General features: G+C 34.0%; 12 protein-coding genes and 1 pseudogene. 9 read left to right on the top strand and 4 right to left on the bottom strand.

Annotation, left to right across the window (positions count from 1 at the left end):
• Positions 1 to 99: 99 nt before the first annotated feature.
• Positions 100 to 489: a bacillithiol system redox-active protein YtxJ gene (gene ytxJ, locus BOW55_RS08940; protein WP_129023835.1), complete on the bottom strand. Its 390-nt coding sequence runs from the start codon at positions 487 to 489 to the stop codon at positions 100 to 102.
• A gap of 204 nt (positions 490 to 693) precedes the next feature.
• On the opposite strand from ytxJ, the gene clpB reads away from it, so the two are divergent.
• The 4 genes and pseudogenes from clpB (at position 694) to BOW55_RS08920 (ending at position 6,410) form a co-directional block, all read left to right on the top strand.
• Positions 694 to 3,297, top strand: coding sequence for an ATP-dependent chaperone ClpB (gene clpB, locus BOW55_RS08935; protein ID WP_129023834.1), 2,604 nt, complete (start codon positions 694 to 696; stop codon positions 3,295 to 3,297).
• A gap of 382 nt (positions 3,298 to 3,679) precedes the next feature.
• Positions 3,680 to 4,561 carry a DUF808 domain-containing protein gene (locus BOW55_RS08930; RefSeq protein WP_129023833.1) on the top strand — a complete coding sequence of 294 codons (882 nt, stop codon included), beginning with the start codon at positions 3,680 to 3,682 and terminating at the stop codon, positions 4,559 to 4,561.
• A gap of 336 nt (positions 4,562 to 4,897) precedes the next feature.
• On the top strand, positions 4,898 to 5,308 hold the full coding sequence (locus BOW55_RS08925) for a hypothetical protein (RefSeq protein ID WP_129023832.1): 411 nt from the start codon (positions 4,898 to 4,900) through the stop codon (positions 5,306 to 5,308).
• 212 nt (positions 5,309 to 5,520) lie between these two features.
• A pseudogene (locus BOW55_RS08920) lies at positions 5,521 to 6,410 on the top strand (carbon-nitrogen hydrolase).
• A gap of 396 nt (positions 6,411 to 6,806) precedes the next feature.
• Here the strand turns inward: BOW55_RS08920 and BOW55_RS08915 are convergent.
• Together BOW55_RS08915 and BOW55_RS08910 are read right to left on the bottom strand one after the other, a co-directional pair.
• Positions 6,807 to 8,069 carry an OmpA family protein gene (locus BOW55_RS08915; RefSeq protein WP_129023831.1) on the bottom strand — a complete coding sequence of 421 codons (1,263 nt, stop codon included), beginning with the start codon at positions 8,067 to 8,069 and terminating at the stop codon, positions 6,807 to 6,809.
• Between the two features lie 201 nt (positions 8,070 to 8,270).
• A complete protein-coding gene (locus BOW55_RS08910; protein WP_129023830.1) occupies positions 8,271 to 9,791 on the bottom strand; it encodes a choice-of-anchor I family protein in 1,521 nt (506 codons plus the stop codon).
• A gap of 186 nt (positions 9,792 to 9,977) precedes the next feature.
• Between BOW55_RS08910 and BOW55_RS08905 the strand changes: the two genes are divergently transcribed.
• Positions 9,978 to 11,018, top strand: coding sequence for an agmatine/peptidylarginine deiminase (locus tag BOW55_RS08905; protein ID WP_129023829.1), 1,041 nt, complete (start codon positions 9,978 to 9,980; stop codon positions 11,016 to 11,018).
• Between the two features lie 34 nt (positions 11,019 to 11,052).
• Positions 11,053 to 11,799, top strand: coding sequence for a trypsin-like peptidase domain-containing protein (locus tag BOW55_RS08900; RefSeq protein ID WP_164975019.1), 747 nt, complete (start codon positions 11,053 to 11,055; stop codon positions 11,797 to 11,799).
• Positions 11,800 to 11,878: 79 nt separating this feature from the next.
• Here BOW55_RS08900 and fahA read toward each other — a convergent pair whose 3' ends face one another.
• Positions 11,879 to 13,162: a fumarylacetoacetase gene (gene fahA / locus BOW55_RS08895; RefSeq protein WP_129023827.1), complete on the bottom strand. Its 1,284-nt coding sequence runs from the start codon at positions 13,160 to 13,162 to the stop codon at positions 11,879 to 11,881.
• A gap of 109 nt (positions 13,163 to 13,271) precedes the next feature.
• On the opposite strand from fahA, the gene glyA reads away from it, so the two are divergent.
• The 3 genes from glyA (at position 13,272) to BOW55_RS08880 (ending at position 16,579) form a co-directional block, all read left to right on the top strand.
• Positions 13,272 to 14,546, top strand: coding sequence for a serine hydroxymethyltransferase (glyA, locus tag BOW55_RS08890; RefSeq protein ID WP_089057729.1), 1,275 nt, complete (start codon positions 13,272 to 13,274; stop codon positions 14,544 to 14,546).
• 148 nt (positions 14,547 to 14,694) lie between these two features.
• Positions 14,695 to 15,288 carry a tRNA-(ms[2]io[6]A)-hydroxylase gene (locus tag BOW55_RS08885; RefSeq protein WP_089055797.1) on the top strand — a complete coding sequence of 198 codons (594 nt, stop codon included), beginning with the start codon at positions 14,695 to 14,697 and terminating at the stop codon, positions 15,286 to 15,288.
• Between the two features lie 250 nt (positions 15,289 to 15,538).
• The gene (locus BOW55_RS08880) at positions 15,539 to 16,579 is read left to right on the top strand and encodes a GMP reductase (RefSeq protein ID WP_129023826.1); all 1,041 of its coding nucleotides are present in this window, start codon (positions 15,539 to 15,541) and stop codon (positions 16,577 to 16,579) included.
• Positions 16,580 to 16,629: the final 50 nt, after the last annotated feature.

Below are 16,629 nucleotides of genomic sequence, written 5' to 3'. Positions count from 1 at the left end.
AGCCGTTATCAATAAAAAAACAAGCAATTTTCAAGCCGCGAATTACACAAATTTACACCAATTAATTAGTGAAAATTTGTGCAATTCGCAGCAAAAAAACTACACTTTACTTTTCAATGCTTCAGCATCAATATCGCTGTGCGAGACATCATAAACGGCTTTTCCATTTTTGATCAAAATCAATTGCGGAGATTCGTGATAAACACTAAACTTGCTTGCAATTTCATTAGATATATCGCGATGTGCTATTAAATCAAGAAAATAAGCATCAACTACATTTTCGAGATCAAATTCTTTTTCAAATTGTTTCAAAGCCATACGGCTGATACTGCATCTTGTACTGTGCTTAAAAATAACTACTGGCTTTTCATTTGAGATCGCTTCGATCTCCATTAATTGAAGAATATCTGTTAATTCTGTCCAGTTTACTTTACTTTTTGAGGCTTCTGAGTTCTCTGAACTTCCGAAGATTGAATTTAAAAAACTCATATTTGGCTTATTTTGTGACTTTTTGACATTAAAAATAACTGTTTATGCTGTTTTTAATGCCGTTTTGTCTGTTTTGTTACTGTGGAATATAATTTGTTTATTAAAATGCAAAGTTAAATTATTTGAGTTAAAAATGTAGCTTAATAAATTGTAACTTTAATCCTATTGAAAATCAGACAAATAAATCAATCAAATCGAAAAAATATGAACATAAACAAATTTACAATTAAATCGCAGGAAGCCATTCAGCTGTCACAACAGTTGGCACAACGAAATGGTCAGCAGCAAATAGAAAACGAACACATTTTTAAAGCTATTTTTGAAGTAGATGAAAATGTTGCACCGTTTATTCTGAAAAAACTCAATGTAAATGTGCCGTTGTTTTTACAGATATTAGACAGCACAATTCAGAGTTTCCCAAAAGTTTCAGGAGGCGATATTCTGCTTTCTAGAGACGCAAACAAAGCTTTGAATGAAGCCGAAATTATAGCACAAAAAATGAACGACGAATATGTTTCGATCGAGCATTTAATTTTAGCTATTTTCGACTCAAAAAGCAAAGTTTCACAAATATTAAAAGATCAAGGAGTTACAGGTAAAGGTTTAAAAGCGGCTATCGAAGAACTTCGAAAAGGCGAAAGAGTAACATCTGCATCTGCCGAAGAAACTTATAATTCATTAAATAAATACGCAAAAAACTTAAATGAATTAGCTCGTACAGGAAAATTAGATCCTGTTATTGGACGTGATGAAGAAATTCGACGCGTATTGCAGATTCTAACTCGTAGAACTAAAAATAATCCAATGCTAATTGGTGAACCTGGAGTTGGTAAAACTGCAATTGCAGAAGGTTTAGCACACAGAATTGTTGACGGAGACGTTCCTGAAAATTTAAAAGATAAAATCGTTTTCTCATTAGATATGGGAGCTTTGATTGCAGGAGCTAAGTTTAAAGGAGAATTTGAAGAGCGTTTGAAATCGGTAGTAAAAGAGGTTACATCTGCCGAAGGTGATATCGTTTTGTTTATTGATGAGATTCATACACTTGTAGGTGCGGGTGGAGGAGAAGGCGCAATGGATGCGGCTAATATCCTGAAACCAGCCTTGGCTCGTGGTGAATTAAGAGCCATTGGAGCAACTACATTAGATGAATATCAAAAGTATTTTGAAAAAGACAAAGCTTTAGAAAGACGTTTCCAGAAGGTATTAATTGATGAGCCAGATACCGAAAGTGCAGTTTCAATTTTACGTGGTATTAAAGAAAAGTACGAAACGCATCATAAAGTTCAAATTAAAGACGAAGCTATTATTGCAGCTGTTGAACTTTCACAGCGTTATATTACAAACCGTTTCTTACCAGATAAAGCTATTGACTTAATGGACGAAGCGGCTTCAAAACTGCGTATGGAAATCAATTCAAAACCTGAGGAATTAGATGTTTTGGATCGTAAAATTATGCAGCTTGAAATCGAAATTGAAGCGATAAAACGTGAGAAAGAAGAAAGTAAGCTTAAAATCCTTCGCATGGATTTGGCAAATCTGAAAGAAGAACGCAACGAGATCTATGCAAGATGGAAATCTGAAAAAGATATTGTTGATGGGATTCAGGCTGTAAAATTAGAAATTGAAGATTTTAAATATGAAGCTGAACGTGCAGAACGTGACGGTGATTATGGAAAAGTGGCTGAAATACGTTACGGAAAAATAAAAGAAGCTCAAGAACGTCTTGAAGGACTGCAGAAACAACTGCAAGAATTTCAATCAGGAACTTCTTTAATTAAAGAGGAAGTAACCAGAGAAGATATTGCCGAAGTTGTAGCAAAATGGACAGGGATTCCTGTAATGAAAATGCTTCAGACCGAAAGAGAGAAACTTTTACATCTTGAAGATGAGCTGCACAAACGTGTTGTAGGACAAGAAGAGGCAATTGAAGCAGTAAGTGATGCTGTTCGAAGAAGTCGTGCAGGTTTGCAAGATTTGAAAAAACCTGTTGGTACATTCTTATTTTTAGGAACTACCGGTGTTGGTAAAACAGAACTTGCAAAAGCATTGGCAGAATATCTTTTTGACGATGAAAATGCCATGACTCGTATCGATATGAGCGAATACCAAGAACGTCACAGCGTGAGCCGTTTGGTTGGTGCACCTCCAGGATATGTAGGTTATGATGAAGGTGGTCAGTTAACAGAAGCTGTGCGTAGAAAACCATATTCGGTAGTTTTATTAGATGAGATAGAAAAAGCACATCCAGATACTTTCAATATTTTATTGCAAGTTTTAGATGAAGGCCGATTAACGGATAATAAAGGTCGTCTAGCCGATTTTAAAAACACAATTATTATTATGACTTCTAATATGGGAAGTCAGATTATACAAGAAAAGTTTGAAAATCTAAAAGGAAGTATTGAAGATACGACCGAAGCTGCTAAAGTTGAAGTTTTAGGCTTATTGAAACAAACCGTTCGTCCGGAATTTATAAATCGTATTGATGAAATTGTATTATTTACGCCATTAACGGTTGACAATATTTCGAAAATTGTAAGTCTGCAGCTTAAGAGTGTTACAAAAATGCTTGCCTTGCAAGGTATCACAATGGATGCTACGCCAGAGGCTGTTGCTTACTTATCTGAAAAAGGATATGATCCTCAGTTTGGAGCAAGACCTGTAAAACGTATCGTTCAGAGAGAAGTGCTGAATCAGTTGTCAAAAGAAATTTTGGCAAACAATATTACAACAGACAGTATTATTTTAATTGATGCTTTCGATGGAAAATTGGTATTTAGAAACCAAACCCACGAAGTAAAATAATTTAGTACTAGAAAATAATTTAAAGACGCACGTCTGTGCGTCTTTACACTCACTAGAAAAACACCAGCAGAAATGCTGGTGTTTTTTTTGTCCATAGAATAATGAAACTTTTTTTTAAAGTAATATAAACCAATCTTATCTTTAATTCTCAAATTTACAGTAGTTTAAAAACAAAAAATATGAATAATATAGTTAGAGGATTAATTGCAGGTTATGGTGCCAAGAAATTAGGATGTGGTTGTTTTAGCACAGTTTTTATTTTTATAATTATTTGGGTGCTTTTAGGACAGTGCAGTTAGGAATTAATTGTGATTTTACATCATTAAGATTAGCATAAAAAGTCTTAGATTCGCACAACTAAATTTAAACAAAAACAAATATAATGGCATCAGGTTTTTTCGTATTACTAGACGATATTGCAGCAATTATGGATGATGTAGCCGTAATGAGTAAAGTTGCAGCAAAGAAAACAGCAGGGATTTTAGGCGATGATTTAGCTGTAAATGCAGAAAAAGCATCAGGATTTGCTTCCTCAAGAGAACTTCCTGTATTATGGGCAATCAGTAAAGGTTCATTGCTTAACAAAATTATCATTTTGCCAATTGCATTTTTGTTAAGTGCATTTTTTCCTATTGCTATCATTGTAATTCTTGTTCTAGGCGGACTTTTCTTAGCTTATGAAGGTGCCGAAAAGATTTACGAATTTATTTTCCCTCACAGTCATGAAGAATCTGAAGGAATTACAGAAGAAACTTTTACAGAAGAGCAAATTTTAGAAGCCGAAAAAGGAAAAATAAAATCAGCAATTGTAACCGATTTTATTCTATCTGTCGAAATCGTAATTATTGCGCTTGGAACTGTTATAGGAAAACCAATTTCACAACAGATAGCTGTAACGTCAATCATTGCTTTGGTAGCAACAATTGGAGTTTATGGTATTGTAGCTCTTATTGTAAGAATGGATGAAGCAGGGTATAAGCTTATCAAATTTAGCAAAGACGAAAAAAGTATATCAAAATTCATTGGAAATCTTTTAGTAAAAGGACTTCCGTTAGTTATAAAGAGTTTAACTGTAATTGGTACAATAGCCTTACTATTAGTTGCCGGCGGTATCTTTGTGCACAATATTCCATATTTTCATCATTTATCAGAAACAATTAATATTCCATCAATTATAAAAGAATTTGTAATTGGACTAGCTTTAGGACTTGTCGTTCTTGGCGCCGTAAATCTTTTTAAAATGTTGTTTAAAAAGAAGAAATAAAAGTAAGAGTAAAGTTATCATATAAAACATCAGTCGGAAGGCTGATGTTTTTTTTTTGGAGCAGTTCTAAGAGTTTTTTTGAGACCACTTGTCCCGTTATCCACTTTATCTTTTTCTTGCTAAAGAAGCAAGAAAAAGGATGCCGTTTCTACCGGGGCTAATCGAGATATTTTGATTTTTAATAGAAAATAAAATTATTTTTTGAAATTTTTATTTAAAATAAATATCTGATTAACAGTGAGTTATTTGTTTGGTGTTTTTTTTAACATTTTATAAAAGCAACCATCTCAATTTTGATACATCTTCATAGTAATTAACAATTAATTATTATTTTATATGAAAAGTATTAGATTAACATCAGCATTAGTAGTATTATTTTTAACAACTGCATTTGTTTCATGCAGCAACGATGATGACAAAGCAACAGCACCTGAAAACATAAAAGCGGCATTTGCAACAGAAATTAAAGGACCAGAAACAGGAAAAGTTAATGAAGAATTGAGCTATGATGTAACTTATCTTGTAGATAATGCGTGTGGCGAATTTGTAAAAATTTCTGAGACAACTATTGGTGAAGTAAAAGGTTTACAAATAGATGTAAGATACCCAACAGGAGTTTGCACGCTGCAAGTTCCAGAACCAAAGAAAACGGTTTACAAATTTAAATCTACAGCAAAAGGAACTTTTGAAATTAAATTCAAAAAATCTGAAACTGAATTCCTGACTCAGAAAGTGGTTATTGAATAGTTTCTTATAAGAAAAATAGGTTGAGAGGCCATTTTGCAATATCTATTTACTCAAGAGATAAATAAAAAATTGTAAAATGGTTTTCTTTTTTAATAAACTCTGCAAAGTTTTTTATTACAGAAATCGTTGATTGCAGTTTTCTAGAAACGCTCGATACGCTTGGTTTGTCATTCCTTTAAAATTTACTATTTTTGCACTCTAAATTTTATGTCATGCCGAAAAGAAAGTATAAAATAGCGGTTATTCAATTAAATTTGAATGACGTAGCCGAAAATAATCTTAAAAAATGCATCAGCTGGGTAAGAGATGCTGCCGGAAAAGGAGCAGAGGTTATCTTGCTTCCAGAATTATATAGCAGTCATTATTTCTGCCAAAGCGAAGATGTAGATAATTTTGCATTAGCAGAACCACTTTACAGTACTTCGTTTATTGCTTTCAGCGAATTGGCAAAAGAATTAGGAGTAGTAATTATTGTTCCTTTCTTCGAAAAAAGAATGGCTGGTATTTACCACAATAGTGCTTATATTATCGATACTGATGGAACAGAGGCTGGTTTATACCGTAAAATGCATATTCCAGACGATCCGCATTTTTATGAGAAATTCTACTTTACACCAGGTGATTTAGGTTTTCAAGCAATCGAAACTAAAAAAGGACTATTGGAACTTTAATCTGTTGGGATCAATGGTATCCAGAAGCAGCGCGTATTACAGCTTTAAAAGGAGCAGAAGTTTTGTTTTATCCTACAGCAATTGGATGGCATCCAAAAGAAAAAGAACAATATGGTGAAAACCAATATGGCGCTTGGATGAATGTAATGAAAGGTCATGCAGTAGCAAATGGCGTTTTTGTTGCAGCGGCAAACAGAATTGGTCTTGAAAAGTACATTGAAGGAACAGAAGGAATTCAGTTCTGGGGAGCATCGTTCATTGCAGGCCCTCAAGGTGAAATATTAGCTCAAGCTTCTCACGATCAAGAAGAAATTCTAATTGCCGAAGTTGATTTAGATTTACAAGAAAATGTTCGTCAAAACTGGCCATTCTTTAGAGATAGAAGAATTGATGCTTTTGGTGATATTACAAAAAGAGCAATAGATAGATAATTAGATTTATCATAAATATAAAAAGGGCAAAAAATATTATTTTGCCCTTTTTTTGTAAGCTTCAGAGAAGCTAATATTTATAGCAAAGGATATACATTTACATAAAAGCTCCGGAGGAGCAAAATATTTATAGCAAAGAATAAATATTTACAATATAAAGCTCCAGCGGAGCGACATGTTTTTTTTCAATCTAGTACATGTCGCTCCGCTGGAGCTTTTTTATTGGTCGTATTGAAATTCTATAAATATTTTGCTCCTCCGGAGCTTTATCAAATGTACATTCAATTATCAAAAACTGGCTCTGAAAAACTTTGTAAGGAGTTCTTCTAAATAACAAAAAGGAGCTGTTTCAAAAATGAAACAGCTCCTTCTCTTGTTTTTAGCTTTATATGTAAATTACTTCACTTGGAAAGTAACTCTTCTTACGATTTGACGTGCTTCTTTTGATTTTTTGTTTACAGAAGTGTCTTCTCCGTTACCAATTACATTTAGTCTTGAAGCATCAATTCCGGCATTTACAACTACTTTTTTGACAGCTTCAGCTCTTTTTTGAGACAATGATTGATTATAACTAGTGTTTCCAATTTCATCAGCATAACCAATAATATCAGCAGATTTTCCTGGATTATTTTTTAGATATTTCACTAAGAAATCTACACCAGACAATGAAGCGTTTGTAGGTTTAGACGAATTGAAGTCAAAGTAAACATTTACATAACCACCGTTAATTAATTCTTCAACAGTATTGTTAGTTGCAGTTCCGTTTCCTTTCTTTTCGTATGTTTTGTCTAAGTAACTTTCCATTTCATCAGGTACTCCATTTTGATTTGTATCAATTGATTGTCCTTTTGTATTAACAGCAACACCTGCAATAGAATTTGGTTCTAAATCGTATAAATCAGCAACACCATCTTTGTCTGTGTCTAGAAGACCACTTTCGATTAGATCAACTCTTTTTTCTAATTTTCCGTATCTGTCTTCTTCGCTAACCCAGTCAGCATGTTTTTCATTTTTACCTAGGTAAAATGTCAAACCTACAGAGGCATTTAGTAAAACACCATCAAAAGAACCAGTGGTAGTATTACCCATTCCGTCAAAGTTCCAGTTTTGTCTTCCGTTTACAATTCCCGTAAGATCACCAGTCAAAGCCACTCTGTTGCTTACTTTAATTTGTCCCGTTAAACCAACAATTCCGTGCGCCATATAATCCTGACCGCCAAAACCAGTTTCAGTGCTTATTTGCGAAACACCAAATCCACCATGAGCTAAGATTCCAATAGTATTAGTCCATGTTTCAAAATTTAAAGCTCGTCCAATATTTACAACACCTTGTAAACTTGTTCTAACGTATCTGCTTTCAAAATTTGGCGTATTGTCACGTTCTGTAAACTGATCGTATCCAACATCCAGTTTAACACCAAATTTTGGACTAAACATATATCTAACGCCTAAATCAGCATGAAACGGATTTAAAGTTGATGTAGAATAACCAGGAGTCATTGTTCGTGTTGGTTTGTTAACACCGCCATTAAGTTCGATAGACCATTTGTTATAAGCAGGTTGATCAACTGTCGACTGTGCAGAGGTCGTAGCCATATTTTGAGCACTTGCAGCAAATGCTAAGAATAAAAGTGATAAGGAAGCTAATTTCTTTTTCATGATATCAAAAATTTAGTTGTTTTTATTATTAAACTCCTGACAAAATTATGCTTCATGTTTTAGATTGTGTTCTATTAGGTCTTACATAATTCCCATATTTTGGCATTTAATTATGTAAATTAGTTAATAAAAACTCAATTTTTGATAAAAAAAGAGGGTGAAATTAATATTTCACCCTCTTACTAATTTTGTTAAAATTAACTACTTAAGATCTGGCTGATAGATCTTTATGGTTCCATCACCTTCACTGCTTACTACAACTAAACTTTTTTTATTAGGGCTTTTTGAAGCTGGTATAAATAAAAGTCCTTCTGGAGCATCTCCAGTTTTTACCGTTTGCAAATATTGCGGTGAAGCAGGATTTGTTACATCATAAGTCATAAAAGCATCTGACCTTTCAAGTCCAACAAACAAAATGTTCTGATTCCCTATTTTAGCCACAACTACAGCTTCTGGCTCAGATCCTTTGTCATCGCTTCGTTTATCATCATAAGTTCCAAATTCATTTGTTTTTTTGTCAACATCATTTTTGCTGTCGTAAACAATTTTTCCAGTATTTCCATTCCAGATAGAGAAAGAGCGAGCGCCAAAACTAACCATTTGGTCTAAATCGCCGTCTCCATCAGTATCGCCCATATCAGCAACAAGATTAAGTCTTCCTAAATTTGTTTCTAATTTTAAAGTTGCAGCATCTGGGAAAACAGCCGCATCCAGCTTCATGTCTTTCATTCTCTTAATATCTGAATAAGCTGTATATTCTCTAGCATCTCCTTCGTTCGCTGTAACAAAATAAGGAACACTATTTGCTGAAAAATGACTAATAGCATCTGGCATATACATTCCCTTAACTTTCCACGGATTAAAGGCGATTTTATCATCTTTATCACTCACATCAATCGCATTTTCAGCCGTATTAAAATCCTTTAAACCCAGCGGATAGATCGCAGTAATTGTTTTTGAAGTCAAATCTACTTTTGCAACACCATTATTTTCTTGAAGAGTTACCCATGCCGTTTTAGAATCATCAGAAATAGTAATATATTCTGGTTCAATGTCCTGAGCAAAACTCTTAGCAAACTTAGAAATTCTAAATCCATCTTTAGCTAATGCCGCAGCTTGACTGCTGAATGAGCTGAAATCAAGAGTTGTAACCACATAAGTATTAGTATCGATAATAGAGATTGTTCCGTTAGGATCCAATGAATAATCTGCATTTGGCTCTCCTTCATTTGCAGTCATAATAAACTTTCCATCTGGCGAAAATGTAATCATATCAGGCAAAGCACCAACAGTCACTTGTTTTATTAAGCTGTAATCACTTGTATTAAAAATTACAACTTTTCCGTTTCCTTGTTTATTTGTTGTTGATTCTAAAGCAACAGCAAGTTTTCCATTATAAACAGAAACGCTGTTTGATGCACCTTCATAAGGGGTTAAATCAATTTTTCCAATTTTTGCTGGTTTAGTTGGATCTGATAAATCAATTACATCAATTTGGTTTGTTCCGCTGTTATTTACTGTAAAAAGCTTTTTTGTTTTTTCGCAATAAGCAGAAATTTCAGCAGCAGCCTCTCCGCCAATTGTAATTGAGCTAATTTCTTTAAAAGTTGCTGGGTTTTCATTTACAACAACTTCGTTTTCTTCATTTTTTGAGTTTTCATCGTTATTACAGCTTGTCATAAGAGCTAATGCTGCTAATAATGTGATACTTAATTTTTTCATTTGTTAGTTTTTTAGTTTTGCCAAATGTAATTAGCGGATCTCGGCAGTATATTAAGCCTTCATTATTTAATCTTTAACTTAATTTTTAGAAGGCAATAATTATTAAATCTCAGATCATTTCTATTCAAATGTTTTAAAATCCTAACGAATGTTTATCTTTGTACTCTTTCAAAATAGAACCTTTTTATGTCAACAAATAATAGAAGATTTCCAGCAGAATGGGAAAAACAACAAGGAATTGTATTATGTTTTCCGCATAATGGTAATGACTGGCCAGGAAAATATGAAGCTGTTCAATGGGCTTTTGTAGAATTTATAAAAAAAGTAGCCACATTTGAAACTGTTTTTTTAGTTGTTGCCGACGAGAAATTAAAAGAAAAAGTTGCCGATATGCTTCAAAGAGCTCGTGTAAACATTAAAAATGTTTCTTTTATCATTCATAAAACAAATAGAAGCTGGATGCGTGATTCTGGACCAATTATTGTAAAAAATGGTTCAAAACGTGAAGCATTAAATTTTAACTTCAATGGTTGGGCTAAATACAAAAACTATCAATTAGATAAATTCGTTCCAGGTAAAGTAGCTGATTTTATTGATGTACCTTTAACTCAGGTTATGTACAAAGGAAAACCAGTAATTGTAGAAGGTGGCGCAATTGATGTTAATGGAAAAGGGACTTTGTTAACTTCTGAAGAATGTTTGATGCATCCAACAATTCAGGTGAGAAATCAAGGTTTTACAAAAGAAGATTACGAAGCTGTTTTTAAAGAATATCTAGGCGTTACGAATGTAATTTGGCTTGGTGATGGAATCGAAGGCGATGATACTCACGGTCATATCGATGATTTATGCCGATTTGTAAATGAAGATACAATTGTAACCATTGTTGAAACTGATAAAAATGATTCAAATTACAAACCTTTACAAGATAATTTGAAACGTTTGCAAAATGCAAAATTAGAAAACGGAAAATCTCCAGTTATTGTAGCATTACCAATGCCAAAACGTGTTGATTTTGAAGATTTACGTTTACCAGCAAGTTATGCGAACTTCTTGATTTTGAATAATTGTGTTTTAGTACCAACATTTAACGATAGCAACGATCGTGTAGCTTTAAATATTTTAGCTGAGTGTTTTCCTGATAGAGAAGTAATCGGAATAAGTTGTATTGATTTTATTTGGGGATTTGGAACACTACATTGTTTGAGCCAGCAGATTCCAGTATAATTAATTATAAATTTTAAGTTTTTATTATATGCCTATGAGTATATTAATGCAATCTGTTCAGTCATTATTTATAGAAATGCGTATGAATGGCCACAAATTAAGTACAGGTACAGCATTTGTTGTAAATGCACCACAAGGTCCAGTTTTAATAACTAATCGACATAATGTTACTGGTCGTAATAATTCAACAAATGAATTGTTGTCTGAGAATGGTCATATTCCTGACGAAATAATAATAATGCATAACAAGGAAGGAGAATTTGGAGTGTGGATTTCTAAAAGTGAACCAATTTTAAATGATTATAATCCTTTATGGATTGAACATCCCACATTAGGAACAAGAGCTGATTTTGTTGCTTTAAAGTTAACTAATTTGGATGGAGTAAAGCTTTATCCTTATGATTTGCTACCCAATGAAAATGAAATTGTTGTGAAACCTTCTGATAATATTAGTGTTATAGGTTTTCCTTTTGGTTTGACTGGTGGTGGAGCTTTAGGTATTTGGGCAACTGGTTTTATGGCTACAGAACATGATATAGATTATGGAGGATTACCTACTTTTTTAATTGATTGTCGCGCAAGGCAAGGGCAATCTGGATCAGCAGTAATTGCTCACAGAAATACAGGGATTATGCAAGGCGAGGATGGAAGGATGTTTATGCGTACAGGCCCTACGACTAAATTTTTAGGGATTTATAGTGGACGAATAAATAAAGAGTCAGACTTAGGTATTGTCTGGAAAACCTCCGCAATACGTGAGCTAATTGAAACTATTGTATGAGGTAAACATTGTATATAAAAAAACCTTGGCTCTTACCAAGGTTTTTCTATTTCTATATCTCTTCAGATTGATCTGCTCTTCATTGTCTGATGAATGGAGGTAATAATTGGCTTGAAACTTCTCCAAATCCAATTCGTACTTCATTATTTTCACAGAAACCGCGAATAATCACTGTATCGTTATCTTCAATAAATTTACGTTCACTGCCGTCATTTAGCTTAAGCGGATTTTTTCCACCCCAAGTCAATTCAAGCATAGAACCAAAACTATCAGGAGTTGGTCCCGAAATAGTTCCAGAACCCATCATGTCACCAGAATTTACACGACATCCGTTTGAAGTATGATGCGCTAATTGCTGACTCATTGACCAATATAAATATTTAAAATTAGATTTAGAAACTACAGTTTCTTCTTGCTCTTCAGGTTTTATCGAAACTTCTAAATGAATATCAAATGCCTTTTTTCCTTTTGTTTGTAAATAAGGAAGCGGAGTAGGATCTTGCTTAGGTCCCTTTGTTCTAAAAGGCTCTAAAGCATCCATAGTCACAATCCATGGAGAAATTGAAGTCGCAAAGTTTTTAGCTAAAAATGGCCCAAGAGGCACATATTCCCATTTTTGAATATCACGCGCACTCCAGTCATTTAGTAAAACCATACCAAAAATATAATCTTCGGCTTCGTATGTTGAAATGTTTTCGCCCATTACATTAACATCAGTTGTAATAAAAGCAGTTTCCAATTCAAAATCAACTAAACGAGATGGTCCAAAAACAGGATATTTTTCGCCTGCAGGCAAAGTTTGTCCCATTGGTCTGTGAACAGGAATTCCTGAAGGAACAATTGTTGAGCTTCTGCCGTGATAACCTACCGGAATATGCAGCCAGTTTGGAAGAAGCGCATTTTCTGGATCACGGAACATTTTACCTACGTTTGTTGCGTGTTCTCTACTCGAGTAAAAGTCCGTATAATCACCAATTAAAACAGGAAGCTGCATTTCTACATCGTCGATGTTAAAAATAACAATATCTCTGTCTTTTGTTGAATCTCTAAGTTGTGGATTGGTTTCGTCGAAAATCTCTGCGATGCGATTTCGAACTAAACGCCATGTTTTTTTTCCGTCAGAAATAAAATCATTAAGCGTATCTTGTATAAACATATCGTCAGTCAAATCAATTCCTGCGAAATAGTTCAATTGTTGTAAAGCCCCTAAATCTATAGCGTAATCGCCAATTCGTGTTCCTACAGTCACGATATTTTCTTTAGTAAGAAATACACCGAAAGGAATGTTTTGAATAGGGAAGTCGCTATTTTCTGGTACTTCTAACCATGATTTTCTTTTGGTATCGTTGGCGGTTATTGGCATGTTGAATGTTAATTATTTGTTGAAAAATTACTTGTCAAATATATCATAATCTAACAGTATCACAAACGTTTTTTTGTATTTTTGCAGGAAATTAACGAAAAACGAAAAAATGCAACGCGACGAACAAATTTTTAATCTTATCCTAGAGGAAAAAGATAGACAAATTCACGGATTAGAACTTATCGCTTCAGAAAATTTTGTAAGTGATGAAGTAATGCAAGCAGCAGGGTCTGTTTTAACTAATAAATATGCCGAGGGGTATCCTGGCAAAAGATACTACGGCGGTTGCGAAGTAGTTGACGTTATTGAGCAAATTGCTATTGACAGAGCAAAAGAATTGTTTGGTGCTGAATATGCAAACGTACAGCCTCACTCAGGTTCACAAGCAAATACATCTGTATATCATGCTTGTTTAAATCCTGGTGATACAATCTTAGGATTTGATTTATCTCATGGTGGTCACTTAACTCATGGTTCACCAGTTAACTTTTCTGGTCGTTTGTACCGCCCGGTTTTCTACGGTGTAGATGCTGAAACTGGTCGTTTAGATTATGACAAAATTCAAGAAATTGCTACAAAAGAGCAACCAAAATTAATCATCGCAGGAGCTTCGGCTTATTCTCGTGATATGGATTTTGCTCGTTTTAGACAAATCGCAGACAGCGTAGGAGCAATTTTGTTTGCTGATATTTCTCACCCTGCAGGTTTAATTGCAAAAGGTTTGATGAATGATCCAATCCCTCATTGTCATATTGTTTCAACAACAACTCACAAAACATTACGCGGACCTCGTGGAGGTTTGATCTTAATGGGGAAAGATTTCGAAAACCCACAAGGTTTAAAAACTCCAAAAGGAGAAATCAGAATGATGTCTTCATTGTTAGATTTAGCTGTTTTCCCTGGAAATCAAGGAGGACCTTTAATGCATATTATTGCAGCAAAAGCTGTTGCTTTTGGCGAAGCACTTAAAGATGAATTCTTTACATACGCAATGCAATTGCAAAAAAATGCAAACGCAATGGCAGATGCTTTCGTAAAAAGAGGTTACAATATTATCTCTGGAGGAACTGATAACCATATGATGCTTATTGACTTAAGAAATAAAAATATTTCTGGTAAAGAAGCTGAAAATGCATTAGTAAAAGCTGAAATCACAGTAAATAAAAATATGGTTCCATTTGATGACAAATCACCATTTGTTACTTCTGGAATTCGTGTAGGAACAGCTGCAATCACAACTCGTGGTTTAGTTGAAAAAGACATGGAAACTATCGTTGCTTTAATCGATAAAGTACTTACAGATCACACAAATGAAGATGTTATCGAAGAAGTTGCTGAACAAGTAAACGAAATGATGAGCGAAAGACCAATTTTTGCATATTAAAAATTAGTCAAAAGTTATAAAGTCGAAGGTTGAAAGTCTAAAATTGGAATGTAAATTTCTAACTTTAGTTTTCGATCTTCGATTTTTCTTTTAAGGTTTTCCACTGACCTAATGACTTTCGACTTTCAAACTTTAAGACTTTAAAAAAATGGGCGTACTTAGATTACAATTGCCAACTGACCCAAGATGGGTAAATATTGTTGAGAAAAATATAGAAGAAATCTTAACAGATCATGCATGGTGCGAGCAAAAAGCAGCAACAAATGCTATAACAATTATTACCAACAACTCTGAGCATCAAGATTTAGTTCAGGATTTATTGGCTTTAGCCAAAGAAGAAATTGATCATTTTGAGCAAGTTCATAACATAATAATCAAAAGAGGATTAAAACTTGGTCGCGAACGCAAAGACGATTATGTAAATGAACTTTATTTATATATGAAGAAAAGCGGCGACGGAAGCCGTGTTTCAGGTTTAGTAGAGCGATTATTATTTTCGGCAATGATCGAAGCTAGAAGCTGTGAACGTTTCAAAGTACTTTCTGAAAATATTAAAGATGAAGAACTAGCTGTTTTTTACAGAGAATTAATGGAAAGCGAAGCGGGTCATTATACAACTTTTATTACTTATGCTAGAAAATACGGCGTTGGAATAGACGTTGAAAAACGATGGAGAGAATGGTTGGAATTTGAAGAATCAATCATTACCAATTACGGAAAAGGAGAAACTATTCACGGGTAGATTTTTTAAGTATTCAGTGTTCAGATTTTAGTATTCAGTTGCAGTGCTTTTTTTTTAGTTTTTACGTTTGTCAGGCTGAGCGAAGTCGAAGCCTATTAAAAGTATAGAAAGAAAAAATCCGTTTCCATCCGCGTTTTCGCGATAGCGAATCAGGTTAATCAGCGTTCAAAATTTTAGGATTTTATAATCTAAAATCTAAAGCCTTCAATCTAAAATTCCTTATATTTGAGAGTAACCAAAATCTTGAACTATGAGAATAGAAACTGATCTGAAATTAGGATTTAAAGATGTAATGATTCGCCCCAAAAGATCTACACTAAAAAGCAGATCTGAAGTCTCTCTCGAACGAAATTTCAAGTTTTTACACAGTACGGCAGATTGGACTGGAATTCCGATTATGGCAGCAAATATGGATACAGTCGGTACTTTTGAAATGGCTAAGGTCTTGGCAAAAGAAAAACTTTTTACCGCAATTCATAAACATTATACCTTAGAACAATGGAATGATTTTCTAAAGAATGTTACACCAGATTTCTACAACTATATTGCCATAAGCACAGGAACAGGAAAAGAAGATTTTGAAAAAATTGGAACAATAGTTACAGCAAACCCGCTCTTAAAATTTATTTGTATTGATGTTGCCAATGGGTATTCAGAACATTTTGTTCAGTTTTTAAAGCAAACACGAAAACAATATCCAGATAAAGTTATTATTGCCGGAAATGTTGTTACAGGCGAGATGGTAGAAGAATTACTTTTGGCTGGTGCCGATATTGTAAAAGTTGGCATTGGGCCCGGTTCTGTTTGTACAACAAGAGTGAAAACAGGCGTTGGTTATCCACAGCTTTCTGCAATTATCGAATGTGCTGATGCAGCACACGGATTAGGAGGACATATTATAAGTGACGGAGGTTGTACAACTCCGGGCGATGTTGCAAAAGCTTTTGGAGCAGGTTCAGATTTTGTAATGTTAGGCGGAATGTTAGCTGGACATACTGAAAGCGGAGGAGAACTAATCGAAATAAACGGCGAAAAATTTAAACAATTTTACGGAATGAGTTCGGCAACTGCAATGGACAAACATGTTGGAGGAGTTGCAGAATATAGAGCAAGTGAAGGAAAAACAGTTCAAGTGCCTTTTAAAGGAAATGTAATTCAGACTGTTTTGGATATTTTAGGAGGATTACGAAGTGCTTGTACTTATGTTGGCGCTCCAAGATTAAAAGAACTTTCTAAGCGAACAACATTTATAAGAGTGAGTGAACAAGAAAATCAAGTTTTTACAAATTAAAAGAAATTTCAGAATATAATATGATTACAATTTCAGAAGCAGATGTAAAG

It is taken from the genome of Flavobacterium sp. YO12 (genome assembly GCF_004119495.1).
Lineage (GTDB): Bacteria > Bacteroidota > Bacteroidia > Flavobacteriales > Flavobacteriaceae > Flavobacterium.
The sequence above is the reverse complement of the archived record's forward strand: the minus strand, read 5'-3'. Positions and strand labels throughout refer to the sequence as shown.